Source organism: Flammeovirga agarivorans (assembly GCF_012641475.1).
Classification (GTDB): domain Bacteria; phylum Bacteroidota; class Bacteroidia; order Cytophagales; family Flammeovirgaceae; genus Flammeovirga; species Flammeovirga agarivorans.
Genome location: NZ_JABAIL010000007.1, coordinates 21,383 through 47,928, shown reverse-complemented (window position 1 = coordinate 47,928; position 26,546 = coordinate 21,383). Strand labels below are relative to the sequence as shown.

Annotated in this window: 22 protein-coding genes; 7 read left to right on the top strand and 15 right to left on the bottom strand. The window is 32.2% G+C overall.

Features of this window, described 5'->3' with window-relative positions:
* Positions 1 to 61: 61 nt before the first annotated feature.
* Entirely contained in the window at positions 62 to 1,615 is a 1,554-nt protein-coding gene (locus tag HGP29_RS20320; RefSeq protein ID WP_168884272.1) for a sulfatase family protein, read from the bottom strand.
* Positions 1,616 to 2,225: 610 nt separating this feature from the next.
* On the opposite strand from HGP29_RS20320, the gene HGP29_RS20315 reads away from it, so the two are divergent.
* Together HGP29_RS20315 and HGP29_RS20310 are read left to right on the top strand one after the other, a co-directional pair.
* On the top strand, positions 2,226 to 2,507 hold the full coding sequence (locus HGP29_RS20315; RefSeq protein WP_168884271.1) for a T9SS type A sorting domain-containing protein: 282 nt from the start codon (positions 2,226 to 2,228) through the stop codon (positions 2,505 to 2,507).
* Between the two features lie 199 nt (positions 2,508 to 2,706).
* Entirely contained in the window at positions 2,707 to 2,943 is a 237-nt protein-coding gene (locus HGP29_RS20310) for a hypothetical protein (RefSeq protein ID WP_168884270.1), read from the top strand.
* A 69-nt stretch (positions 2,944 to 3,012) separates the two neighbouring features.
* Here the strand turns inward: HGP29_RS20310 and HGP29_RS20305 are convergent, their stop codons facing one another.
* From HGP29_RS20305 to HGP29_RS20285, 5 genes are all read right to left on the bottom strand, one after another.
* On the bottom strand, positions 3,013 to 4,266 hold the full coding sequence (locus tag HGP29_RS20305) for a cystathionine gamma-synthase family protein (RefSeq protein ID WP_168884269.1): 1,254 nt from the start codon (positions 4,264 to 4,266) through the stop codon (positions 3,013 to 3,015).
* A gap of 179 nt (positions 4,267 to 4,445) precedes the next feature.
* The gene (locus tag HGP29_RS20300; RefSeq protein WP_168884268.1) at positions 4,446 to 6,905 is read right to left on the bottom strand and encodes a glycoside hydrolase family 95 protein; all 2,460 of its coding nucleotides are present in this window, start codon (positions 6,903 to 6,905) and stop codon (positions 4,446 to 4,448) included.
* 28 nt (positions 6,906 to 6,933) lie between these two features.
* Positions 6,934 to 8,514 (bottom strand): right-handed parallel beta-helix repeat-containing protein, encoded by a 1,581-nt coding sequence (locus HGP29_RS20295; protein ID WP_211093352.1) that lies wholly within the window; start codon positions 8,512 to 8,514, stop codon positions 6,934 to 6,936.
* A gap of 229 nt (positions 8,515 to 8,743) precedes the next feature.
* A complete protein-coding gene (locus HGP29_RS20290; RefSeq protein ID WP_168884266.1) occupies positions 8,744 to 11,311 on the bottom strand; it encodes a carboxypeptidase-like regulatory domain-containing protein in 2,568 nt (855 codons plus the stop codon).
* A 104-nt stretch (positions 11,312 to 11,415) separates the two neighbouring features.
* Positions 11,416 to 13,038, bottom strand: a complete 1,623-nt coding sequence (locus HGP29_RS20285) for a hypothetical protein (RefSeq protein WP_168884265.1) — start codon at positions 13,036 to 13,038, stop codon at positions 11,416 to 11,418.
* A gap of 263 nt (positions 13,039 to 13,301) precedes the next feature.
* Here HGP29_RS20285 and HGP29_RS20280 point away from each other — a divergent pair, with 263 nt between their 5' ends.
* Both HGP29_RS20280 and HGP29_RS20275 read left to right on the top strand, forming a co-directional pair.
* Entirely contained in the window at positions 13,302 to 14,276 is a 975-nt protein-coding gene (locus tag HGP29_RS20280; protein WP_168884264.1) for an oxidoreductase family protein, read from the top strand.
* Entirely contained in the window at positions 14,273 to 15,079 is an 807-nt protein-coding gene (locus HGP29_RS20275) for a 3'(2'),5'-bisphosphate nucleotidase CysQ family protein (protein WP_168884263.1), read from the top strand. Before HGP29_RS20280 ends, HGP29_RS20275 begins: the two co-directional genes overlap by 4 nt.
* 22 nt (positions 15,080 to 15,101) lie before the next feature.
* Here the strand turns inward: HGP29_RS20275 and HGP29_RS20270 are convergent, their stop codons facing one another.
* Positions 15,102 to 17,270, bottom strand: a complete 2,169-nt coding sequence (locus HGP29_RS20270) for a hypothetical protein (protein ID WP_168884262.1) — start codon at positions 17,268 to 17,270, stop codon at positions 15,102 to 15,104.
* Positions 17,271 to 18,041: 771 nt separating this feature from the next.
* Here HGP29_RS20270 and HGP29_RS20265 point away from each other — a divergent pair.
* Positions 18,042 to 19,205, top strand: coding sequence for a T9SS type A sorting domain-containing protein (locus tag HGP29_RS20265; protein ID WP_168884261.1), 1,164 nt, complete (start codon positions 18,042 to 18,044; stop codon positions 19,203 to 19,205).
* 45 nt (positions 19,206 to 19,250) lie between these two features.
* Here HGP29_RS20265 and HGP29_RS20260 read toward each other — a convergent pair whose 3' ends face one another.
* Positions 19,251 to 19,880, bottom strand: a complete 630-nt coding sequence (locus tag HGP29_RS20260) for a hypothetical protein (RefSeq protein WP_168884260.1) — start codon at positions 19,878 to 19,880, stop codon at positions 19,251 to 19,253.
* 225 nt (positions 19,881 to 20,105) lie between these two features.
* Positions 20,106 to 20,510, bottom strand: a complete 405-nt coding sequence (locus tag HGP29_RS20255; protein ID WP_168884259.1) for a hypothetical protein — start codon at positions 20,508 to 20,510, stop codon at positions 20,106 to 20,108.
* Between the two features lie 124 nt (positions 20,511 to 20,634).
* Between HGP29_RS20255 and HGP29_RS20250 the strand changes: the two genes are divergently transcribed.
* Positions 20,635 to 21,264, top strand: coding sequence for an SRPBCC family protein (locus HGP29_RS20250; protein WP_168884258.1), 630 nt, complete (start codon positions 20,635 to 20,637; stop codon positions 21,262 to 21,264).
* Between the two features lie 2 nt (positions 21,265 to 21,266).
* Here HGP29_RS20250 and HGP29_RS20245 read toward each other — a convergent pair whose 3' ends face one another.
* Positions 21,267 to 21,686, bottom strand: coding sequence for a hypothetical protein (locus HGP29_RS20245; RefSeq protein ID WP_168884257.1), 420 nt, complete (start codon positions 21,684 to 21,686; stop codon positions 21,267 to 21,269).
* Positions 21,687 to 21,813: 127 nt separating this feature from the next.
* Here HGP29_RS20245 and HGP29_RS20240 point away from each other — a divergent pair, with 127 nt between their 5' ends.
* Positions 21,814 to 22,161, top strand: a complete 348-nt coding sequence (locus tag HGP29_RS20240; RefSeq protein ID WP_168884256.1) for a tellurite resistance TerB family protein — start codon at positions 21,814 to 21,816, stop codon at positions 22,159 to 22,161.
* Positions 22,162 to 22,200: 39 nt separating this feature from the next.
* On the opposite strand, the gene HGP29_RS20235 is transcribed toward HGP29_RS20240, so the two are convergent.
* The 5 genes from HGP29_RS20235 to HGP29_RS20215 all read right to left on the bottom strand — a co-directional run bounded on the left by HGP29_RS20235 (position 22,201) and on the right by HGP29_RS20215 (position 26,508).
* Entirely contained in the window at positions 22,201 to 22,953 is a 753-nt protein-coding gene (locus tag HGP29_RS20235) for a class I SAM-dependent methyltransferase (RefSeq protein WP_168884255.1), read from the bottom strand.
* A 114-nt stretch (positions 22,954 to 23,067) separates the two neighbouring features.
* Positions 23,068 to 24,030, bottom strand: coding sequence for a transglutaminase domain-containing protein (locus tag HGP29_RS20230; RefSeq protein ID WP_168884254.1), 963 nt, complete (start codon positions 24,028 to 24,030; stop codon positions 23,068 to 23,070).
* A 32-nt stretch (positions 24,031 to 24,062) separates the two neighbouring features.
* Positions 24,063 to 24,677, bottom strand: a complete 615-nt coding sequence (locus tag HGP29_RS20225) for an alpha-ketoglutarate-dependent dioxygenase AlkB family protein (protein WP_168884253.1) — start codon at positions 24,675 to 24,677, stop codon at positions 24,063 to 24,065.
* Between the two features lie 17 nt (positions 24,678 to 24,694).
* On the bottom strand, positions 24,695 to 25,462 hold the full coding sequence (locus HGP29_RS20220; protein ID WP_168884252.1) for a LytR/AlgR family response regulator transcription factor: 768 nt from the start codon (positions 25,460 to 25,462) through the stop codon (positions 24,695 to 24,697).
* The gene (locus HGP29_RS20215; protein ID WP_168884251.1) at positions 25,462 to 26,508 is read right to left on the bottom strand and encodes a sensor histidine kinase; all 1,047 of its coding nucleotides are present in this window, start codon (positions 26,506 to 26,508) and stop codon (positions 25,462 to 25,464) included. The genes HGP29_RS20220 and HGP29_RS20215 overlap by 1 nt, the downstream gene beginning before the upstream one ends.
* Positions 26,509 to 26,546: the final 38 nt, after the last annotated feature.

Sequence of the window (26,546 nt, the reverse complement as noted above, 5' to 3'; positions counted from 1 at the left end):
TAAAAAAATAAGGGGTGATTGTATAATGCAATCACCCCTTTCAAGTTATGAAAAGTCAATATTATTTTAATTCTAACTTAGAAGTTTTCTTATAATTAGTTCCTCTTTTAGCTTCAAAGTCTTTCAATAAAGATGCTGTAAGCTCAGGGTTAGCTTTGGCAATATTGTTTTTCTGAGCAGGATCTTCTTTTAAGTTGTAAAGGGCAATTTCATTGCTATTTCCTAATTCGATGTCCACTTTAGTATTTAATTTTGGTCCCTTATATGAAGGAATCAAAACGAAATCACCTTTTCTATATGAAGTTCTTGTAGTTGCCTCTAAAATCAGAGATTCTCTACCTTCTTTAGACTTACCTACTAATGCATCCAATACATTTTCAGAATCTTGCGATTTCATATCACTACCTACTAATGCTGCTAACGAAGCAAATAAATCCATTTGACAAACAAGTGCCTCAGATTTCGCGGGTTGAATCTGACCTTTCCAATAAGTAATAAAAGGAACATGTGCACCCGCATCATATAAAGAATATTTTCCTCCTCTTAATCCTCCGCTTGGATCATGATCTCCAAGTTTTTCAACGGCATCATCATAATAACCATCATTCAATACTGGACCATTGTCTGAAGAGATGACAATTAGTGTATTTTCTTCGATACCCGCTTCTCTTATCGTTTTCATTAATTCGCCTATACACCAATCTGCCTCAACGATAACATCACCTCTTGGTCCCATTCCTGATTTACCAACAAATCTTGGATGTGGCGTTCTAGGTACATGTGGTTGCTGCATTGTATACGTTAAGAAGAATGGCTTTTCTTCTTTCGATTTTTCTTTGATGTATGTTTTTACTTTACCTAAGAAGTGATCCGCCATATCAACATCACTCCATAATGCAGCTTGACCACCTTTCATAAAACCAATTCTAGGAATACCATTAACAATAGAACTATTATGACCATGGTGCCATTTCATTGTCAATAATTCAGGATTATCTTTACCTGTTGGTTGACCTTTGAAGTTCTTTTTATAATTGATTTCAATTGGATCATTTGGATCTAAATTAACTACATCTCCATTTTCAATATAAACAGTTGGAACTCTATCTTGAGTAGCAGCCATAATATAAGATTGATCAAATCCTACCTCGTTTGGACCAGGTGAAATATGTTGATTCCAATCTTTATCGTGTGTACCTAAACCTAAATGCCATTTACCTATAATTGCTGTATTATACCCTGCCGCTTGTAGCATTTTTGGTAAGGTTACTTGAGCAGTATCGATTAACATCGGTGCGGAACCTGGAAGAATTTTAGCATTTTTTCTCCAAGGATATTGACCAGTAAAAGCAGCGTATCTTGAAGGTGTACATGTTGCCGAAGACGCATAACCATTGGAGAAGTTTATACCACCATTCGCTAATGCATCAAAGTTTGGAGTGTTTAAGTTTTTAGCCCCATTTGCACCAATATCTCCGTATCCCAAATCGTCTAAATAGACAAAAATAATATTGGGTTTACTCGTTACCTCTTTGGTTGCTGTTGAAGTATTTTTTTGACATGATAATCCGATTAAAGATATACATGCCAGTAAATAATAGTTTATTCGTTTCATTTCAAAGTGACTTTAAAAAAATATATTTCTTGTATAAATCTATTAATATAATGCCGTCACGCATCACTTTACTTGATAGTTATAAATGTCACAATTATAAATAAAAAGTGTTTACCTCTGCGTACAAAAAATGTAAAAAGTCAATTTTATATTACTATTTGGTACAAATGTGTAAATTTTATGTACTATCAGAGACATAATACCCCCCTCACCTTTAGTTTCTAGTCATAAAGAAAGGTTTGGCAAATTTGCCAAACCCTGTAGCAGAAAATCAATTTAATTAAGATTTCGAACAATATATATATGAACCTATTGAGGTTCTTCCGTTAAAGCTTTAAAGAGAGAAGTTTTTTTTTCTCCACTTAGTATTTTGAAAGAGAAGACATCCAAGGTTATATATCAAACTTGATATACTATGTATGGCCCCATTTAGACAATTGTGTATTTGGGGTTATTTTTTTGAATTGAACAATTCTTAGATATAAAGGGTTCATTAAAACTATCAAGAATAGAAGAATAGTTTTGTACATTTCTAACAATCACAAAATGACTATTGTCTAAAATAAAATCACATTGTTTATTTGTGCTCGCTATAATTTATTCTACCACAATGTTACTCGAAAAATTAACGCTTTCTGCACCCAAATGGGAATTAATTAACTGGAAATTATACCCTACACTTGTTACTGATATCACTACTATATTTCCCCCCAATAAAAATGATAAGTATCTCATAGAAATATGGGATTTAGGGAATCTTAAACAATTTTTCTCAGAATTTTCTGAGGGAGAGACAATTTTAGATACATCAAAATGGGTAAAAGGCACCTATAGAATTGATATTACTTTTAAAGAACAAAGGCATAGTTATAAAGTATTAAAGACAACTTAAAATGATTTCACTTTTTTATATTTCTAATCGCATAGTCAAAATTTAAATTTCTCTTTTCAAGAAACGGGCATAATAAAATTTGTACTTTTTTAATTTTAAATTTCTTAAAATATTTTGATTTACATTTATTCAATAATATACTTGCAGTATAAATATTATAACAAACGAACACTTTTTTAACTCATAAATCACCTAACTTATGAAGAATTTATTATTAATCACTACTACTTGTATTATTGCCACCGCTACTGCAAATGCACAAGGTTTAAACATTAAAACTGTGCAAGCTGAAAAGGAAAATAAAACGATCCATCAACTTGTAGAAGACAGGGCACAAGTAAGAAAAGAAAAAAGAGCAGCAAAAAAGAAGGAAAAAGAATCGATCTCTTTCCATGAAGCTGTAAAAAACATCGTTAGGAAAGAAGATTTATCGTAAGTAAATCCTTATTTCTGCAAAAGATAAATCCTCCTGCCTTATAAGAAGACAGGAGGATTTTTTTATACTTTATACTTTTTCCAAAGCTTGTTGGATATCCCAAATAATATCGTCTGCATGTTCGACTCCGATGGATAAACGAATAAGACTCGAGGTGATTCCAAATGCCTTTTTATCCTCATCGGATACTCCAATATGAGTCATTGAAGCAGGATGTTGAGCTAAACTTTCCGTTGAACCTAAACTAACAGCCAACTTAATTAGGCTAAGAGCATTTAGGAATTTAAAACTTGCCTTTTCTCCTCCTTTAATTTCGAATGAAACCATTGCTCCTGGTGAAGAATATTGCTTTTTATATAATTTATACTCCTTTGTCCCTTGAGGAATACAGCCTAAATAATGTACTCTTTTTACCTTAGGATGGTATTTAATAAAGTTGGCAACAGCTTGAGCATTTTTCATTTGTGCCTCCATTCTCACCTTTAACGTTTCCAGAGAACGTAAGAGTAGCCAAGCCGTATGTGGTCCTACCATATTTCCTAAGAAAGTTCGTAAGACTTTAATTCTACCAATCACTTCTTTACTACCTAATACAGCACCTGCAATTAAGTCTGAATGACCTCCTATGTACTTTGTTGCTGAATATAACACGATATCAGCCCCCAAAGTAAGAGGATGAGACCATAATGGCCCCATATAGGTATTATCTACAGCAACATGAACTTTCTTGTCTTTGTATTTTTTATTGAAGTGCTTCGCTACTTTTGCACATCTTCCAATATCGAAAAGGTCATTGGTAGGGTTAGCTGGAGTTTCCAGATATATCAATGCCAATCGATCTGCTTTTCCACTCTTCTCAATCATTTTGATCATGTCTTTTTTGGTATGATCAGGTCTGATTGGCAAAGCTGTAACATTAATTTTCACTAGTAGGTCATGGATAAAATGATCCGTACCACCATAAGTAGGTGTACTATATAGCATCAAATCTCCTGGCTTTAAGAACTCAAGAAGTACTGAACTAATAGCACTCATACCGCTTTCAAATACGGCACAGTCTTCTGATTTATCCCACAAGCAAAGTCGGTCCTCTAATATTTCAAGGTTTGGATTATTAAGGCGTGAGTAGATAAGGCCTAAATTTTCATCCTGTCCTTTCTCTCTTAATCCATAGGCTACTTCAAAAAATGCTTTACCTTCTTCTGCTGTTTGAAAAACAAAAGTAGAAGTCTGAAAAATAGGAGGTTTAACAGCTCCCTCTGATAGTTCTGGTTTGTAGCCATGAGTCATCATTAACGACTCTGGTCTCAACTTATGTGACATATGTGTAAAGGTTGTATGTGTTTATTAACCTACAATATTAAATGTTTATTTTACAATTACTAATTCAAGATTGTTCTATTTCTAGCCCAATCGATCTTTTTTTATTGTCAATCAACAAACTTGTCTCCCTTATATTATGCTTTAAACACTACTAATTACCTTCCCTCTTACATTAAGTTTTAATTACTCAGTACTTTTAAGTCTTTGTTCAATTGAATTATTTCACCTTTCATCAAATCCAAAGAAATAAGTTGATCATAATATATTACATCGACCTTTCGACTTGTATTCGCTTTTATAGTCACAGTATCTAATTCATTATTACTCCACCTTAAACTCACCTCAAAGTTACCTCTTGCTTTCAGCCCTTTTACTTTACCTGTGCTCCATTCTTTTGGTAAAGCAGGAAGCAGTTGTAAGGTATTCATATCACTCTGAAGTAACATTTCTGCCATTCCTGCAATACCGCCTAAATTTCCATCAATTTGAAATGGTGGATGAGCACAAAATAAATTTGGATAAGTACCTCCCTGAAGTGTCATTCCTCCATGATTATGATAGTGGCATTCTTTCAATAGATTTCTAAAACACAAGTATGCATGATTTGCGTCTTGTAACCTTGCCCAGAAGTTTACCTTCCAAGCAATTGACCAACCTGTGCCTCCGTCTCCTCTAAACTCCAAACTTTTTCGGGCTGCTTTAGCTAATTCTGGAGTATCTTTCAACGAAATCTGCTTTCCGGGGTATAAAGCAAAAAGATGAGAAACATGTCTGTGTTTATTATTTGGATCATCTCTGTCTTCTTTCCATTCTTGTAATTGACCGTATTGGCCTATTTTAGGCCCTAATAATTTTGACCTACTCAGCTTTATTTTTTGTAGAAACTCTTCATCGTTATGAAGTACATCTTGTGCAGAGATAATATTGGTAAACAAGTCCCACACAATTTCTTGATCCATCATTGCTCCTATTGAGATACCACCATGTTCTGGTGAAAATGATGGCATTGATACTAACTCTCCATTTTCATCTTCTACTAAATAATCTAACCAAAACTCAGCTGCTCCTTTCATAACTGGATAAGCTTGTTCATGTAAGAAAGGTATATCTTGTGTAAATAGATAGTGTTCCCACAAATGTTGACTTAACCATGCCGCTCCGGCGGGAAAGTATCCCCAACTACCCCAATTATTTGCCGTGTACCCAAAGATATTGTTCATCGTATTTACAATCCATCCATTTGCATTGTAAAAATCGTTGGCAGATTGTTCACCAGGCTTTTGAAGTGAAGAAACATAGTTCAATAACGCCTGATGAGATTCTGAGAGGTTTGCCACCTCCGCTGGCCAATAATTCATCTGAACATTAATGTCTGTATGATAATCACAAGCCCATTGAGGATTCATTTCTACATTCCATTTACCTTGAAGATTCGCAGGTAAAGAGTTTTCTCTTGAACTACTAATCAACAAATAGCGTCCATATTGAAAATACAAACTTTCAAAACCTGGATCTGTTTCTCCTTTAGAATACTTTTCTAATCGCTTATCAGTTGGCATCTGATCTAACTTCGAAGAAGATTTTCCTAACTTAAAGCTCACCCTATCAAATAGATTTTGATAGTCTATTTTATGATCCTTGTAAATTTGCTCTAGACTTTTCTTATCAATTCTTGATAGCCGTTCTCTATTCACCTTTCGAAAGTCAGTTCCTTTATAAGTAGGATATTCATTTTTATAATCAGAACTCAGAGTCACCAAAATAGTCAACTTATTCGTATTAGTGATTTCCACTCTTTTTTGATGAAATCTTATATTTTCTGAGTCTTCAGCAACAATTTTAGCTACTGCTTGAAATTCCATTCCATTATTTTTCAATTGGCAGTCCAAGTAATAAACCCCATCTTTAAAAGATGCATTTTTTACTTGATGAAACGTCTCAAACCAAACATTATACGTTATCCCTTCTTTTTTATTATTCTCAAAATCAAAGACAAGGAAGTGGTCGGGATAGCTTGCAAATGACCTTCTTGAATGTGAAGTATTACCCACAGAATAATCAAGTGTTGAGACACTATTCTTAATGTCAAGAGACCTATTGTAATTTTCGACTTCCCCAAAGTCCTCTACTTGTACGAGTAAATCTACTGCTGTCTGATAAGTTCCAAAACCCTTAAAAGAGATATCCTGATGTTTAGGGTTTCTTGTCACAGGACGGTTGGCACTTACAGGAATATCCGTTTTTGGACCTTTTTGGACCACTCCAAATAGTTCGTCTTTCGTCAGTTGATACGCTTCCTTTTTCTTCCCTTCTTTAAGTAATTTTCTGACAGGTTCTAAATGTTTGTATGCTCCTGGTTTATTCCCAAAATTATACTCTTCTAATTCGCCAGGTCCCCCTGCCCAAATCGTTTCTTCATTTATTGGAATGCGCTCAATATCCACTTTACCTCTGATTAAGGCACCCATATATCCATTACCGATTGGTAAGGCTTCTTGATACCAATACTCTGCAGGTTGTTCATACCGCAATTGAAGTTGTTGTATATCTATTTGAGTTTTCTCTTGGCAAGAAAGCACCATGAATATACTTATTACCTTAATGAAGTATTTAATAAAGTTATTGTTCGATTTTTTCAATTCCAGATCATTAATTAGTTAATAAGAATTACATGATTTCAATTGCACCGATACTTGGTATCTCTGAAATTGGATTACCTAAAATATCCTCAGATACTTCAAGGCCATAAATTAGCCCTATACTATCTTGTTGTATAGTCTGAATTTGGATGCCTTTTTGTTTAATTTCTTTGCTATTATGAGGAATAAAATCTTCAATCGATGATCCTTTTACATTTGCAAAATGTACATCTGCATACTTTGATTGATTCGGTTGAATGAGTACCTCTTTTGGCCAATTTGATCGAGAATAAAAGATATTATTTTTGAAAGTTATATTCTCTACTTCAGAGTCACCACCTTTATCAGGTGTATATTGGTCTCCTAATACCAGCTTGGCATCTCCTTCGAAGTGAAAAATATTATTGGCAATAAATACTCCTTTTGTTGCCTTATCAACAGCAATTTTTGCAGTGATTTTGTTATCCAAGTAGATTGTATTGTTATAAATATATGTATTAAAAGGTCCTTTTCGTTTTTTATTTCCTTGGTATCCCGAAAGCCAAAAGACTTTTCCCTCTTGAAAAGCACCATCTTCACCTTTTGTTCTGTACCCATCATTTACACTTACATTATAGCGATAACTACAATTATAATTATTGCCTAATACCTCAATAAAACCTCCTGCATTATTCTGACTGTAATTGTATTGTAAAACAATGTTGCTGCAATTATAGTCAATATGTGCTCCTGCGGAATCTCCCGGACCATTGGCATTTGTAAACCTGTTCTTTTCTATTATAATACTATCAGAACCCCAAGTCCATAATCCACTTCCTCTACCCCATTTTCTAGAGTCGTTATCACTCCCAGAGTGGTCAACAGTATTATTATAAACATGTCCTTTTTTAACTCGAGACATTTGTATTCCAGGCCCACCAGTATATTCTACTACACAGTTTTTAATCACAAAATTTTCGATTCCAACATTTGCATTCCCTGTTAACTTAATACCCGTATGGGCTACATTCCTAACATGGCAATCTTCAATCAAAAGGTTGTGAAGTGTTGAATTTTTATTTTTAAGAATTGCTCTGATACCCCATCCATACTTTTGCGTTCCATTGGCTGTATTCACTTCTTTAGCACCACGTTCAATCCCTGGTTGGTTGTAGAAAATATCTTCGACTTCTAGGTCTTTAAAAGTAATATTTTCAAAATCACCCTCTTTAGTTGTAGTATAAAGTACTCCACAACGCATTGCTTCTTCCTCATCTACTTTACCAGCATTACCCACTAACCTAAGGTTTGTAGCCTTTATATTCGAGCAACTATTGATATATAATGCATGTGTTCCACCCTTTGCATCAATTGTTGCCTTCTCTTTTTCCGTTGAAGTAATAACTAATGGAATTTGCCAGCCTTTACCTAAAAATTCCAAAACCACACCACCATCAAACGTTTGTCCACTTTTGAAAAGTATACTATCTCCTGCCTCCAGCTGAAGCGATTTTATCTTTTCCAACGATTTAAAAGGTGATGCCTTTGTTCCATCATTTAGGTCATCTCCAACAATAGTATCAAAATAATAGGCTGCTGAAGTTTGCTCTTTTTGAGTGGTGCAATTCATTAAAAGTAAACCCACACAAAATAAAATTAGTTTATATATTTTCATTGCTTTAAACTTTGATGATTCATTTCATTTTTTCTAAAGCAATTTCTTAAATCAAAACCTGTAATAAGGGGACAAATCCATCAAAGATGAGTCTAAATTAGGATTTTTACTTTGTGTTAAAGTTCATTAGGGTTAATGAACGATTCTTAATTGAGTTGAGCATGACAAAATCAACTCTTGGGAATTAAAGCATCCATCTAATAGACCCTAAAACCTGTCTTCCTCTAAGCTGAAAATAAGTATTTGTTGTTTGATAAAACATCATTTCATTGGTAGCAAATGATTTCTCATCTAAGAGGTTTTGAATTTCGATGCCTATCCTTACTTTTTTTGATGTAAACGTATAGTCATAATTCATATTCATCATGATAATACCATCAGCTAAAGCAGAGTTTTCCAAGTAGTTATTTTCCCAATTAAAATGATGCTTTGGTGTAGTATATTCCAAGGTAGCCCCAACACTGCTCTCAGTTATTGAAGCCAATTGGTTGAATTGAAAGGAGTTTCTTTGTGTAAAATATTGATAGTTGGCTATGAGGTTCAACCTGTCACTCATGGATAAATTAATTGAAGCATTCGCCCTTTGGTATTCTCCTAAGTTATTACTCAAAACCTTTGTCACCATAATATCTTCAGAAAGTTGTCCAAAGGTATAACTACCATTAATTTTAGTATGAAGAGAAGAGATATCCCAACCCAAAATAGCTTGAATTGATTGGTTATCTTTTAGGTTTTCATCAAATACAATGTACGATACTCCATTCAATCCATCTTCTTGCACTTCAATGCTCGATATCCAATTTCTTTTGACTGTTTCATAGTTATAGTTGACAGTAAGATCTAACATCAACAATTCCAAAAAGGTATTTATTTGTGCATGATAATTATTCACAGTATTGGAAAGCAAGGGTAAATTCTTTTGGAGGAAAGTTCTATAATCCGTCAATATATAACCGCTGTAAATATCAGGTAATGAATTAAATTCCACATCTCTCCTGTGATAAAGCTCAACAAAGAAGCGATCTGATTTATAATGAAATTTAGTTGCAGGTTCGAAGGTGAGCTTTGCAACATGATCACTCTCGGTGGTAATACTATTATTCAACTCTTGAAACTGATAAGCAAATTGAGGTGTCGCCGTTAATAAAAACCTTCCTTTCTTAAAACTAAACTCTGGTCGAATAGAAGGTATAAAAGAGTTTGATTCTATATCATTTACATAGGTATCACTTCTTGAAACCTGTTCTCTGAGACCCAAGGATGAGGAAAGTTTTTGGTGACTATAGGATAAATCCATTTTGGTTTCCAGAGCGATATTATTCCATTGCTTTTTATAAGCACTACTAACATAGGCTTTTGAAGTGGTCGTCTCTACCTTTTGATCATATTGCTGATCATCCCAAAATAATCTAACATCTTGTAGTGGTCCTCCATTAACAAATAAATCCTCAGGCTGATGTTGGTATTCTATAAATGAGTTAAAGCTTAACCAACTATCTTCTTTTAATGAATACAATACATCCAATTGATTGCCTACAGTATAAAAGTGGCTATTATGATCTTGCTGTACTTCCTGATTATTCCAATCTATGATTGATTGTTCCTGATGATCTAGATATTTGAAGTAAATCTTATTATTAATTTTTTTAATATCATCGACAAATTGATAGCCTAATTGTGCTGCAACGTAATTATTCTTAAAGTTGGATTGACATTTATCAGAAAAGTGGATTGTATCACTATGTGCAAAGTACATGTCCTCATTTTGAATAGCTTGTGATCGTTGATCCGTATATCCACTCAAATTAACTTGAAAGGTAGAATTTCCTTTTTCAAAAAGAGAGTTCGATTGGAAGGAGTGTGTTTCTTGTGTATTTATAAAATCATTAGACAACATTTTACTATTCACTTCATCTTGGCCAGAGATAAATAAAGGTACACTTTCTATAGAACCATATTTAAATAAATTCCTTAAATCAACTTTCTGGAGTTTCTTGATATCATTTTTCCCACTATTAGAGGAATGAAAAGTATTGGTGCTTCTAAAGTTTTCTTTTTGAATTGTAGGTTGCAACATAATATCCCAAAGAAAAGGTACTCCTCCACTCATGATCATTTCTGTGGTGAATTCTTTCGTTGATTTATCTTTTGCATCTATACTATTGCTCTTATTGGTTTCAATACTTGAAAAAGAATCTGTAATCGATAACAGAGAATCATTTTCCAATGATAACACTGGCTCTAAAGTAATTGTATAATTAGTTAATTCTTGTCCATAATAGTGTAAAGTACCCTTTGGAGAAATACTTACACCTGGATAATTATAGCCTAAATCAGTATTAATTCTAGGAATCTCTTGTTGTGGAATATTTTGTTCTAATACTTCCTGAAACTTTGTAAGTTTCTTCTCCTGAATTATTTCTTTATCAAAATCAGTCCCAGATTTTGAAAGGGTAAATTCTGAAGAATGATCAATGTTAGGTAACAATAAAGTTTGAGACTTAAAACCTATCATTTGAAGTAAAACTCGGACACTATCTACCTTAGTACTCACATCAAGTGTGAAACCACCTGCTGTATCAGTAATATCATTGCTCAATAAATAATCGTCTTGCATTTTATAAGCAAGCACTGTCACTCCTTCTAAAGGTTTTCCATTTGAATCTCTAACATTTCCTGAGATAATAGTTTGCGAAAAAGAAAGAGTAGAAGTAAAAAGTAATAAGAAGTTAGCTAAAAAAAATCCTTTCATACTTTATAAGTTACAAAAAAATGCAATCAATAAAATAGTATGAAAGGATTTGAATTTATTTTTATAAAGAAATATATTCTATCAATTTTGTATTTGAAGAAAAATTAATCTGACTTCAAATCCATCATTAGGTTATCAAAACTTACGATATCGATTAATTCACTAGAACTTTCATCATAGAAAATCCTAACACTATCATTTACATTTGTAATCGGTAACTCATTGGAGATCATTGAAGAACCTACAAATAATTTAGAATTTTGATCTTTTAGTAATAGGTAATAATTTGTATTCCCATTTCTAATATCTTTAGATATTCTTTCTACAACAGAAGAGATAGATTTTGAATCAGCATATCCATTAGTATGAATAGAGTTGCCTTTACTATTGATACTGTTTTTATAAGATCGTAGCGCTTCTTTGATATTATTGCCTACCCCAACGATAGTATAATCCTCAACAGAGACCATCGCAATCATTTTTATCAACCCTGCATTATCTTTTAATGACATCACATAAGTCGGGATACCAGTAATATTATATGTTATGGGAAAAGAAGCTACATATCTCTTCTCTTGTACCTTACCCATTGCTGACTGTCTTGCTGCTTGTTCTGTAGCACCTACTTGTTTGTACCAAATTGTTTCTTTTGTTCTAGTATCTACCAAAACAAATCCAACTGTACCTTCATCTCCACCGACAGATGTTAACCCAGTATACCAATACGATCTATTATCAACTCCATACACTAAAGACATTCCCTTTGTTGTGGTTAGCTTATTCTCGTTAGAAAAATTAAAATAACCATGAACATATTCACCCCAATCATCTAATTGAGTCACTATAAATGATTCCGGCTGAATTCTATCTATCCATTTTGGAGCATCTTCAATACTGTACTCATGGAGTGCTCCTGTTTCTACATCAACAACTAAAACTCCTTTCGCATTTTCTCCGGAGAAGCCTACTTTTCGGTCATATAAAGTAATAATCCAATGAGGATTACCTTCATCATCTACCTCAAACGAATAGTCATCGTAACCTTGAGTGACATAACCATTGAAATAGATATGCCTTGAGAGGTCAGTTGTAAAAAATGCTTCCGGTTGATATTTTATTCTTACTGGCTTATTATTCACTTCTTGTACAAGCTTTACATCTCTTTCATTTGTAGCAGAAACCATTACGTATCCTGGTGTTCCTTCTTTATTATTGTTCCACTTGAAAAACCCCGAGTGTAATAGTGGAGCCACCCAATATAATTGTCCTTTTACATTCTGAATACTGAATGAACCAAGGTAGGCTTGAGACCCTAAACTTGGTATTGAACCTAGTACTTTATCACCTAATCGGGAAGCTGTATATTCATCAACAATTCTGATTTCATCTGTAGAAATTGGAGCTACCTGACTAGAAAAGTCTTCTCCCATTTTCACAGTACCTATCATATTTCTATAGGCCTTACTTCTTAAGATGGGTGTGGTCGTAACAAATGGTAAAACGAAAGTATAAAAAAGTAAACCGGTGATTAAGCCTATATTTATCTTTTTAAAAGTAGTGATGTCATTTCCTGTAAACGAAGTTTCGAAAATAAATAGTACTCCTAGAATACAGGTAAGTGCCATCGACCAGCCATTGAAACCATAGGCAATAGTTGGCATCATGAAGTAAAGAACAATCGATGAAAGTATTAAAAATGTAATACTTAAAATAAGAGATTTCTTCATTGTTAGTTTTTAATGATTATTGATAGAAGCAATATACTAACTACTAAAATAAGAACATAAAAAAAGCAGATACCATAAATATTATCGTATCTGCCCGTTTAATACTACTTATTTCTTCATTAAATTTTATAGTAGAATAAATTGCTATCTGTAAATAAGACATAGCCACATCATTTTTGTAATCACTTTTATTGAAAAAAATATTTTTTCTTTTTCATCTTTCTTCAAAAACAGCCCTATCTTTACCAAAAACCAACATTTTGATGGAAAAAGAAATTGAAAAATTTATTCTTCAGGAAACGAAAGCTGAAAGAATTAATGATAAAATAATGATCCAAAGCTTATGGAGTGGTTACGGATCTATCGTTAGGTACTCACTTGATGGGTATAAACAAAAGAGCATAATTGTAAAACATGTCCAACTAGGAGCACAAGGAGATCACCCTAGAGGATGGAATACTGATATCTCACATCAACGAAAATTAAAGTCTTATCAAGTCGAGACCTACTTTTATAAAAATTATAGTCATCTCACTAACGACAATTGTAGAATCCCAGATTGCTTAGGTATTACTTTTATTAATGATGATGTTGTGATCCTCTTAGAAGATTTAGATGAAGTAGGTTTTGATCGAAGAGTATCTGAAATCACATGGGAAGAAATTAATGCTTGTTTATCTTGGTTAGCTAATTTTCATGCCGTCTATCTCCAAAAAGAGCCTAAGGGTTTATGGGAAATTGGTACGTATTGGCACTTAGCAACTAGACCAGATGAATTAGAGGTATTAGATGATATTCCTTTAAAAAATTTAGCACAAGTTATCGATCAGCGTCTTAATAATGCTAAGTACAAAACTTTTGTTCATGGTGATGCCAAAGTGGCTAATTTTTGTTTCGATAAAGAAGGTAATAAAGTGGCTGCTGTAGATTTCCAATATATAGGAGGAGGTTGTGGAATGAAAGACCTTGCTTATTTTATTGGTAGTTGCCTCCATGAGGAAGATTGTGAGAAGTATGAGGATATTATTCTAGAAACTTATTTTAATTATCTAAAAGACGCTATTCAAGAAAACCATATTGATATTAACCCTGAAGAAGTAGAGGAAGAATGGAGAACTTTATTCCCTATTGCCTGGACTGATTTTCATCGTTTTTTAAAAGGGTGGAGCCCCGGACATTGGAAAATTAATTCTTACAGTGAAAAGATGTCAAAATTAGTAATTGAAGCCCTATCATGATAGCACTAAAACCATTATTACAATCTACAGAGGAAGTTGCTAGAAAAGCCGGAGCATTAATTATGACGTATTTTGATAAGGACATTGAAGTCTTAATCAAAGAAGGTGGGCACAGTTTAGCTTCTCAAGTTGTGACTAAAGTTGACAAAGAGGCACAAGACCTTATTCTTGATTTACTTTCGCCATACACAAAGGAATATAATTTTGGTATTCTCACAGAAGAAAGTGAAGATAATAATAGCCGATTCGAAAAAGACTATTTTTGGTGTATCGATCCTTTAGATGGTACCCTTCCTTTTACAGAAAAAAAAGAAGGCTTTGCTGTAAGCATCGCCCTAGTAAATAAAAATGGACAGGCTGTTTTAGGGGTAATTTACAATCCTATCACAGAAGATATATATAGTGCAGCTTTAGACCTTGGTGCATACAAAAATCACCAATCGTTTAGTATTACCTACAACAATTTCTATACATTAGTTTGTGATAGAAGTTCAAAATCTACTGAATGGTTTAAAGAAGCAATTCATAAATATCAACCTAAAGATATTATTGATTTTGGTGGTGCATGTATGAATGCAATATGGGTTCTTGAAAATGCTCCTGCATTATATTTTAAACCAACAAAACAAAAATTAGGTGGAGGTAGCATTTGGGACTATGCCTCCTCTTCTATCCTATTCAAAGAGTTAGGATTGCACGCGACCACTTTCGATGGTCAGGAATTACCACTAAATAAGAGAAACCACACTTTTATGAATGATTGTGGCATCTATTATAGTAGTGAAAAGCCGTCTATTTCATAATTAAGACGGCTTTTCAATTTCTTTATTTATATAGCATTATTGGTGAATCATTAAACTCTTCGGGAACGACAAACGGGGTTTTGTTTCCTACAATATATATAAGTTCCAATGATTCCAACTCAGTCAGTCGAGCCGGTAATGTTCCTGTAAAAGAATTAAAAGGGATGACCATTTTTCTTAAATATTGAAGATCTGCTAATTCTTCTACAAAATCACCATTTACATTTAGATCAATCAGCTCAATAACATTTACCCTTCCCTCTTCATTAGTACCGATACCATACCATTCACTAAGTGGTTTATCAGTTCCCCAATTGGTATTGTGTCTCCAATTATCTCCCCCTGTAGAATTGTAGAATAACATAAGGATTTCTCTATCTGAGAGAGCTTCTTTTACTATTGGTTTTTCATAAGTAGCAACAAAGTTAACATCAAAACCATCGCCTGAAGTAGAGCCATTATCTACGATTTTCACCCAAGAAATCTCAGTTCCTTCAGGCAAATCAGTATTACTTGACAAGTGGAATTCATTATTGGCGATATATGCATCTCCAATTTTCACCCACTCACTATCTTCTTCTAAACCATCATAGTAGTATCTTCCTGTATATGATCTATGGACATAAACTGCTGCTTTTTCTTCATAAGCAGACCACGCATCTTCCCATACTTCATAATAGGGTTGCTTGCCCCAAGTCGTTTCTACTACTTGTAAAGTTGTTTCGTCTGTAACTGTTACTTTGTTTGGAAGTTGTAATAGAGTATACCCACCATTACCTCCTAAAGCCACAAATTTATTGGCATTCTTTCTAAAATCAGCGATGTCAGCATTTGCTGAATTTCTTCTGGACTCTTTTGAAACATTATAATTATCATGAGAAAGGTCTTTCACCGCATAATTAAAATCTTTCGGTCTATATAGCTTCATTTCTGCTAACTGATACCCTTCTAGGTTACCTCTAAACCAATCTCCAAAATATTCCCCTTCTATAGATCTATTATCTAATATGATATCTTGTGTATTCTGAGAGTTCTTATCAAATGATTGAGTTGATGCCATATCACCCCAGTTGTGGTATAATGCTCCTTTTTCATTACCATTTCGGTCTAATAGAATCATACGAACATCATCTTTAATGATCTGACCATTTAATGTTCTTAGTTGTAAATATTCCGAATAGTGATGTGAAGTAAAGACCATATTATCTCCGGTTAAAGCAGCTCCAGTTACTCTTCCACCACTCTTTTCTGTGATTTTATTGTTCAACCCTGTATATAAAGTTCCTGCATTGAATGTAACTTTTTGATCGTCCCAATTCCAATCTAAGTTATTGAGATAAATAGCAGAACCTCCATTCCATTGAGAAAAAGAAATTAATCTTTGCTCTTCAAACCCGTCTGTTTCTAATGAATTTTGGGTAAAAAGAATATCTCCCCCTAAAAACTTTACCGTATTTAATGTTGAAATAGTATTTTCTTCAAAGTAAGTTTCTTGCTCAAAAAACACCTCATCTTCGGCTCCTTCTACAGCAAGGTTTCCAGAAAATTCAAACTTTACAGCATGAGCCCAAGTCTGTCCCGCAAATCGAGTTCCATCCAACTCAGGATCTTCATCATTCCAAATATCTCCATTACTATTTTCAACATTACCCCAATCTGTAATCACTTTATAAAACCCAGATTTTCCTGCTAAGAATAGGTATCCATCCTGATCTACATCTACTTGGGTAATTTTACCTCTAAACTTAAATTTTTTAAGGTTTCTTCTCATATCTGCACACTTTTTATTCGGAAAGTACCCAAATAGATGAATCACCTTAACTTCTAAAGAAGTGATATTTACTAGATATATTTTCTTTAATCTACTTACAACAACAGTAATAAAATCGTTATTTGGACTAATACACATATGTCCCCCTCTAGGTATTCTAAATGGACGGCCATTTTTTGTTAATCGTAATTTTGTAAGGTATGCATCATCTTCTAGCCCTTGAAAATCGTAATCGATTTTATAAATTTCAGAACCTTTCTGACTTGAATTAAGGATAAATAATTTTTGATTAAATGGCATTCTAACAGATGAAGGAGTCGGATCATTATTAGGCATAGTATCTACATCTCTTTGGCAAGAGGTATTTATGAGTAGTATTGAAAGCATCAATACGAGAGATCTATAGGGTAATATTTTCATGATTAGTTTTAATTAGGATTGAAAAAAGGAAAATCTTTAAGGGGGTGTTCAATCGTAATTCTCAGACTTCTAAAACTAATCGACAAAAAATGATATGAACCAAATAAAGGCAATTTCAAATGAAAATCAAATTATTTACTTTTTTTGAATTCTAAGATTTGATTTGCAGATGAACAGAATAAGCAACTTATTATCAATTTTTTAAACCAAGTATCAAATGTGATGAAATTAATAAATAATCAAAATTTTGTATTGCTAATAAGGCTTCTTCTATCCTGCAGTAATCATCATTGATTGGAATCTTCATGTTATTTCTTTTATAAGAAAATATATTTATGGCTAAACTTTCAGATTCTGATTTAAATACCACTCCACCTAGAAATTATTAAGTATTCTATTTTTTTATTATTCATCATAATTAAGAATTTTAGAATTGAACTTTTAAAAGAGGCATATATCATTTTGTTTAGAAAATTGCAGAATACTTAAAAAAAATAAGATGTAAGAATTTTCTTATTACTTAAAAAAATTGTCTGCGTTCAGACTGATATGGCTTATCAGACTCTAAAAACATGCATTTTTAAAGAGTACTAAAAAGAAGAAAAGTATAAATATTTTTACTTTTTTCACCTTACCTCAATAAAAATAAAACTTCAACAAATATCTATTCGGCAACAGAATTTATCATTCACCGTTCATCACATTACGATTCTCAAAGACTTCTAAATCAAACGATAATAAAAAGATGAATAGCCCTTAAAAACAAAAATCATGAAAACTATTACGCTTTGTATACTATTAATTTATTGTCTTCCTCAATATCTGTTATCACAAAACTTAGTTGGAGGATTTACTCCAGCTAACTCAATTACTTATGATACTGACCCCGATACTGAAGCAGATGAAATATCTTCAAATTATAATTTAAAAACAGATATAGATGTTAGCAGTGATACAGAAGATAATATTGTACTCAAAGGAAATAGTCCAGTTAATACAATCACGGTGGAAAATGGCGAAGATGTTACACTTACAGCAACAACAGTTCTCCTATCACAACTTACCATCGCTGTTAATGCTGGTGGTAGGTTAACAATAGATGGAAATTTAAATGTTGCCAACCTAACTACCCTTACTATCAATGGGACTTTTATTGTCAATGGAGATATCTCTACCTCAAAAAGTGCAATAAATGGAGGAAGTGCAGATCAAGGTGAAGGATCTCTAATATTTTTCAATGGAAGTGGAAGTATTACTGTTGGAGAAGCATTTAATGCGGGAACTATTTCTGATGGGAATGTAAGTAGTTCACTATCCTGGACAATTGATTGTGGTAAATTTAATTCTGGTGGAGGTTCATTATCATGTGCAGATGACCTACCTGTAGAGTTACTATCTTTTGATGTTTCTTCTGAAGATGATAATGTATTGATAAAATGGATTACGGCACAAGAAATCAATAACGCATACTTTGAAATAAGAAGATCAAAAGATCAGAAAAATTGGGAGCAACTAGGAATAATAAAAGCGAAAGGTGTTAATAGTAATACCACTATTCACTATAAGTTTATCGACCAACAACCTCTAGCTAAAAGCTATTACCAATTAATTCAATACGACTTAGATGGTACTCAAGAGAACTTATCTATTGTAGAATACCAATTAGAAGATAGTAATAATCTAACTTTTAATGTTGATATACTACCAAATATTATTGATTCAAATCAAGAATTTACATTAAATTTCAATAGCAATTACAGTACTTTAATATGGGTAAATATAATAAATATTAAAGGAATTTTAGTTGATCAATTTAGTATTAAAAATGAAAATAAATTAGCAGTTAGACTATCAAAAAAATATCCGAAAGGTACATATATTCTTCATGCAAGATCAGGTATACATGAAGCAAATAGTAAATTTATTGTTAAATAAATAGGTAAGAAAAGGGCTAGAGTGATCTAGCCCTAATTTATTTTTTTAGAAAGTAGTAGGTAACTCAGAGCAACCTTTTATACTTCCGCCTGATTCTTGCCAAATTTTTGGATATACTGCATTTCCTGGATTTCCAAAATCAAAATCTGGAATAAGTAATCCAATGATATCTTCTGAATCGATATAGTATTTTCCTGCTGAATCATCCCATTGAATAAAGTCTTCCAATACAAAAGAAGAAGCTACAACACCATTACTAAAACCTGGGTCTAAGTCTGGTACATCAACACATCCAGAAGCAAATTTTAAAGATTGGCTATAAGTTGCCCCTTCATCTACATTAATAGTGTAATCATAATCATCAGATCTTGAGTTACTTGTAGCATTTAGAGTAAAATCAAGAACAACATCTAACGAAATCGTCTGACTTGATCTTGATGAAGTAGGGAGGTTATCTATGTTACTTGGATCTAACTTTCCAACAACTCTCACTTCGTTTGTTTGATGATCGAAATTCAACTGAAGATATACTTCACCTAAATCACCAATTTCCACTTCTCCATCAGAGGCGAAATAAATAGGGTTAGCATCTTTAGGGTTAGTGTCGTCATCATCATCACATGAGAAAAAGAATAAAGATAAACCGAGAAGCAATGACCATTTTAAGAGTTTCATAATTAATTGATTAGGTTCAAATTTTTAAGTATCTGAATTTATGTAATCAAAAAATGATGTGAAAACTTTTCAGTAAAATATTCAATAATTTCGTATAATATTAAAAATAAATAATCAATAATATAAAATATAACAGCTAATAACGAAAGATAAATAAACGGAAATTAAATTAAAATTATATACATCAATTTGTATTAAATAAAAGCAGAATGTGATTATTCCTTTTTAGTCATTTTCTACTTTTAATAAGAAATCTATTTTTTCAAATCCCATCAGGTATTGCATTATTGCCACAGCCCCTGCTCTACTTAAGTCATCTACTAATTCTATATGAATATCAGCCGTTTCGCCGTCTACTTCTATATAGGTATGGTCAAAAAATTCTCTTGGAAATGCTGAATGCGTCATTTTAAATATGTTGTTTTGGAATATTTGCTCTACGATATATGCTATTCCTAAAAATACAAACTCTGACTCATCGACATCTGCATTACGCATCAATGCATCTATTTGTCTCTGTAAAGCATCTGCTTCATCTCTGTCGTGATTGAGAATATGAAAAACCTCCCAACAATCGTTTAAATCGAAAGTCAAGATTAAACCTTTATGCTTATGTGTAAGTTGTTCCATTTGATGGGAATAAATTTGATATGATTGATTGACCGAATATATCAGTTTTATTTCACACTGAAAGATTTTTATTTTTGAAGTTCAACAATATTGAATATCTTCAATACAGACTAAATTAAAGAGAATGATTTTTTCAAGATATATTATTGTATCAATTTTATTAAGCATTAGTTTACTTACAAATGCTCAAGACGCTCAGTGGAACACAGAAACTACTGAAGAAGGAAGTATCACAGTAACAAGTAGAGTATTTACAACAAAAGTAGATGGAAAAAATAGACAAATTGTAGAATATAAAGCCTCAACAATCACTGATATTGAATCTGAGAAAATTTTAGCTCTTCTAAAAGATGCTAGTACTCACAAAAATTTTAGTAAAGACACGGAAGAAAGTAAAAAACTTAAAGACCTTCCCAATGGCGAATGGCTCGTTTATTACTTTATTGATGCTCCATTCCCGATTCCAAATAATGATCTCATTGTGACAATGAAAGAGGTGCAAAGAGAAGACTCCACTGAATTAATTGGATGGTCAACACCAAACGCACATGAGAAAGGTGATGTTAAAAGAATGGTGCATTACAACTTAAAATATATCATTACAAAATTAGAAAATGGTCAGTCAGAACTAATCATGGATGTAAGCATGACACCTGTTACAAAAGCTCCTGATTTCCTTGTGAAAACTTGGTTACCAGCAGGCCCTTCTGACATGATTGTCAACATACTAAAAGAAGCAGAGGATTATAAATAAGATTAACGTTCAATTTTATCAATCACCTTGCTCATTAGTAAATAATTAAGTTCCTGTACATCATTTCTATCAATATTTTTTAATGATATTTCAAACTCTTCTTTACTTTTTAAGGTAATCGTTAAGATGTCTTTTTTAAGTGAAGAAGATAGAATATCCTTAAATCGAAAGCGTATACCTTTCTTTGTATTCACTTTAATATAAATACCCGTTTTCGTAATATCTACTACATGTTTCCACCAAAATACCTTACTTTGAAAAATAATTAATACGGCAAACCCAGTACCCATAATTATATTTCTCTCCGATGCTGAAAGAACTGATTCTATTGTACCACTACCATAAACAACCAATACTATAGCAAATGCATGCATTAGTAATTCTGCCCATTGTGGCACTTTTATAAACTTGATTTTTTCCATAAACTTAATTCTTATTACAAAGGTAAATAGTAATTGACCTATATCAAGAATTGTTAGGCTTATACTTATAAATATCGACGTTTACCCATGATTTTATGTTATTAAGGTAAGATGAAAACTATTGCTTATGAAGAATTTTGTAACTGATTTTGATTACCCGGAAAAACTATCATTTCTTAAAGTGATAGAAGACATGATCCACGCTGACTGCAAAGTAGATCAAGCTGAATTACTATACCTTGAAGATTTTAAACAACAACTAAGTTTAGATGAAAATTGTATTGAGTTGGCACAGTCATTAAACAAAAAAGAATGTATTAAGATTCTAAAAAATATGCCTACAAATAAAAAAGAAGTGGTATATGAAAAGTTAATTGAAATAGCGAATATCGATAATGAATTCCATCCTTCTGAGGAAGTATTGATATTAAATCTTTGTCAGTTAATTGATTTCAAGCCAGTGGCTTTATTATAAAAAAGGTGGATAAAAATTAATCTAACCACCTCTTATTATTTATTTCTTTATTCCAACTTTTAAAAAGACTGGAAATACGACTTCATGCTTACTTTTTTCTCCCCATACAGGTTTAAGATGTTTAAAAAGATCATCAACAGGATCATGGGTTGGATTTTCTTCCATGTACTTTTTTACACTTGACCAAGTATGTAAATACCCATAAAGTTGGTCTAAATCCCAATTTACAACCATATCAACAACCTCATTTTGTGGAATTTCTTCAAAATCAAAAGGTATATTTTTGTATTCCTCTTCTAGAATTTTTCTTTCGTCATCCCAATAAGGGCCAATCACATCGTAATAAAAGTAACTGATCATTTCATCTATTTCAGGATTCACTTTAAATAGATTATATCCGAAAAGTGCAATTACTCCTCCAGGTCGAAGTAAACGAATTGCTTCTTGATTAAAAGCCTCTAAATCAAACCAATGTAATGACTGTGCAGCCGTAATTAGATCAAAAGATTCATCCTTAAATCGAGTGGCATTAGCATTTCCTTCCAAATACCAAATATTCCTTTCACTTTCAGCATTATTGATTTGATTTTTACTAATATCAATTCCTATTACACTCTTAAAATTTTTCGAAAGGTATCTTGTAGCCTGCCCATTTCCTGTACCACAATCTAAGACATCATTAGTATCTTTTACATGCTCCATAATCTTTTCAAAAAGACTATCAGGGTATCTAGGACGAAATTTTTTATATGATGAAGATGAAGAAGAAAACTTATCCAAAACCTGTTTCATGGTTATATTTTTATAACAATAGTTGTATTGAGTTCTAATTATACAAGTAAAATTTATTCGAAATTAATTCTAGCAATAAAGACTTCCAAGCGATTCCATATATTTTGGTAGTGACTAGTTCGTAATAAAGGTTACTATACTTTCATTCTTATAAAAAATAGTAAATAATTCTGACCTGTACTCTGTTGACGGTACATTTATTAATATTTTACTATCAATTTCTTCGATTTCTACATCTAGTGCATATTTATCACCAGAAAAGCCGAATAACATTTGTGATACATCTGTTCCTTTTTCAAAAACTAATTGTCCTCCTTTTTTATCGGAGAATACCTTACTTTTTGGAGAGATCAGTTTGATATTATTTTCGAAGTATGATAAATAGTAAATTGGAAAATCTAAAAACTGTTGTTTAGTAATATCACATAACGTCCATTTCTGATCAGAAGGGTAATGATTTAGCACAAATTGTTCTGGATCCATCATAAAGTAAATGTCTGTATACTTTTTATAGAATTTTAAATTCTCGTCTATCCCTCCAGAAGCCCACGTTACATCTATTAAATGCCATTGATCATCAATTTTTATCACATTCCAAGCATGATCATTTGTTATTTGTTTTGGGTTTGATTTTTTCAAATCAGAAATAAAAGCTTTTGAAGTCCCCTCAATAGTTTGACATTCCACCCCTACCTTTACACACAAAACTTCAAATAATTTAGAGTAACCATCACAAACTCCTTTTGCCTCTCTTAACGTTTTTTCTGCTGTGTTGTATTTATATTCTTCTAATATTTTCTGTTTTTCTGCTTCATTTGAATAGGTATAGCTGAAAGGTTGACTTGGACGTTGCCATGCCTCAACATCATAAGCGATAGTGTTTCCTATATAACAATATATTGCTCTTACTTTTTCTAAATCTGACGTAAAAGTATGATTAATCTTTTCTGACAGATGCTCAATGTTTTTGATTTTCAGTAATTTATCAATAACTATTTCATCTACTTTTGATAAATCTTGAGCTACAGTAAAAAAAGGAAAAATGAAAAATAAGTAGAAAAAATGTAAGTTCTTCATATTTAGGATTTTCAAGTAAAATAAGTTCGTTTTTATTTAAGATGAATGGAACGGAAAGTCAGGTTTATCCTTGGATAAATTACCTTTTTAGATTTTGGTAATGCATGTTTCCAATATTTTTGTGTTTCGCCTTTCATTAATAATAAGGATCCATGCTCAAGAAGAATATCGATTCTCTCTTTTGATTCTTTATGTTTAAAAGAAAATTTTCGTTCCGCTCCAAGCGATAAAGAGGCAATGGTTCCAAATTCTTTCATGTCTTTTTCATCATCACTATGATAACCCATCCCTTCTGAACCATCATGGTAGAGGTTCAATAAACAAGAATTATAATTTTCTTTACTCACCTCCTCTACTTTACCTAATAATTCTTGAAGTTCTTTTGTTAACAACAAAGACCTTCTTGTAATATTTGAATAAGTATAATCGTAAACAGAAGTGCCATACCAAGCCATTTTCCGTTTGGTAATAATTTCCTTTCCAAAAATATTTACTATATCATTTTGCCATTCAATAGTTTTCATCAAGTGTTGAAAAGTATGTGTTGCATCGGCTTGAGAAAGAATTTTACCATAATAAAGAACTTCTCCATCATATGGTAATAAGTTTTTTTCTTGGTTGAAGTTTTGGTCAAAAAGGCTCAACATAATTATTTATTTTAATATTAATCCGTTTTAACGACCCATTGTTTAAATTTCGAAACTTTCTCCTTTGGAATAATAATTTCCTCTTGCTCGAACCCTTTTATCCTCAAAACCCATTTTCCGTTATAATAAGGTTCTATTGATTTTACAGCATTAATCTGAACAATAAACTGCCTATTCACCCTAAAAAAGTCTTTTGGATCTAACTGATCTTCCAATTTATCCAATGATAGATCTAATGTAGCATTTAGGTCACTATTGGAAAGAACATGAACAACTTTATTTTTAGAGTAAAAACAATTGATCTCATCTACTTTTAAAACCGAAAGGTTAATTGGTAAGTTGACCCATATTCTTTTTCGATAAACCTCTTTCTGATTTTGAATAGTATCTGAAATGCTACTTATCAACTCTTTTGATACTGGTGCAGACTTTCTAGTCTGAAATTTATCGATAGCATTTTGGATATTCTCTTCATCAAAGGGTTTTAGTATATAATCAATACTGTTTACCTCAAAAGCTTTTAGGGCATATTGATTGTATGCTGTCACAAAAATGATAGGAACATCTATTTCTACTTCTTTAAAAATATCAAAACTCTCACCATCTGTTAGTTGAATATCAGAAAATATGAGGTCGATCTTTGTATTTTCTTCTTTAAAAAACTCTAATCCCTCTTCTACCGATTGTATAGGAAATAAAAACTCCGCTTCTGGTAATAAGGTTTGCACTGTTTTTTTAAGATAACGTTGTGCAGGAATTTCGTCTTCAATAATTAAGATCTTCATTATTTATCTATTGTTAGTAAAGGTATTTCTACTATAAATTCGTTTTCATTTTGTTCAATCTTGACTGTAGCATTTGAGTCAATATGATGAAAACTATCATTTAAATATTTAAGGCCTATGTTATACGATTCAGGTTTCTGTGATTTTAATTGAACATTATTCTTTACAATCACTTTATTTGTATCTGAAATGATACTTAAATGTAATGGTTTTCTTAATGTAGCTTGATTGTGTTTAAAACAATTTTCAAGAAGGAGTTGTAAACTAAGTGGAGGGATTTTCTTATCCAATGAATCTTTATGTATTTCACTTTCAAATATTAAACCTTCACCTAATCTCACTTGATGCAAATGTATATACCCCTGCATTACTTCCCATTCTTCTTTAAAAGAAACTAATTCTTTGTCCTTACTATTTAAAACATATCTGTAGATCGTTGATAAATCCAATGCAAATCTTTTCGCACTCTTAGGATCATAATCTATTTCAGATATCAACACATTAAGACTGTTAAATAAAAAGTGCGGATTAAGATGAGCTTGTAATGCTCTATTCTCTGCCCTCAGTTTTTGTTTTTGCAATTCTGAAATTTCAATGGAACTCTGACGCCATTTGTTCAAGAAATCTTGTGTGATCGTTAATGAAGAATATAGTAATAATACCAATCCTTGAAATACTCCTATAATAGTATTATTCTTAGTAAAGATAATCGCATCTCCCCTACCGCTCATCACACTGGAAGTGATTAAAGTAACATAAAAAAAGATGAAACTCATTGCGAATAAAGACATCAACTCAACAAATAACCTTGTATTTGTATGTATCTGAAAGTATTTAATATTATAGAAAAACTTAGATAACTTAATACTTAAGTAGACAGTCCCATTAAAATAAATGAAATATAAATAAGTGATGGGATACCCCAACATCTCCCGGATCATAAATTCTTTCGACGCCGCCCAATACGTAAATACAAATAGTATTAAGGAGATGACAAAAGAAAGAATTGGAGGAAGCCATTTATAGTTCCGTTCTAATAAAATCATATAACAATTGATGTTAGACTAATTTATACTAATCTATA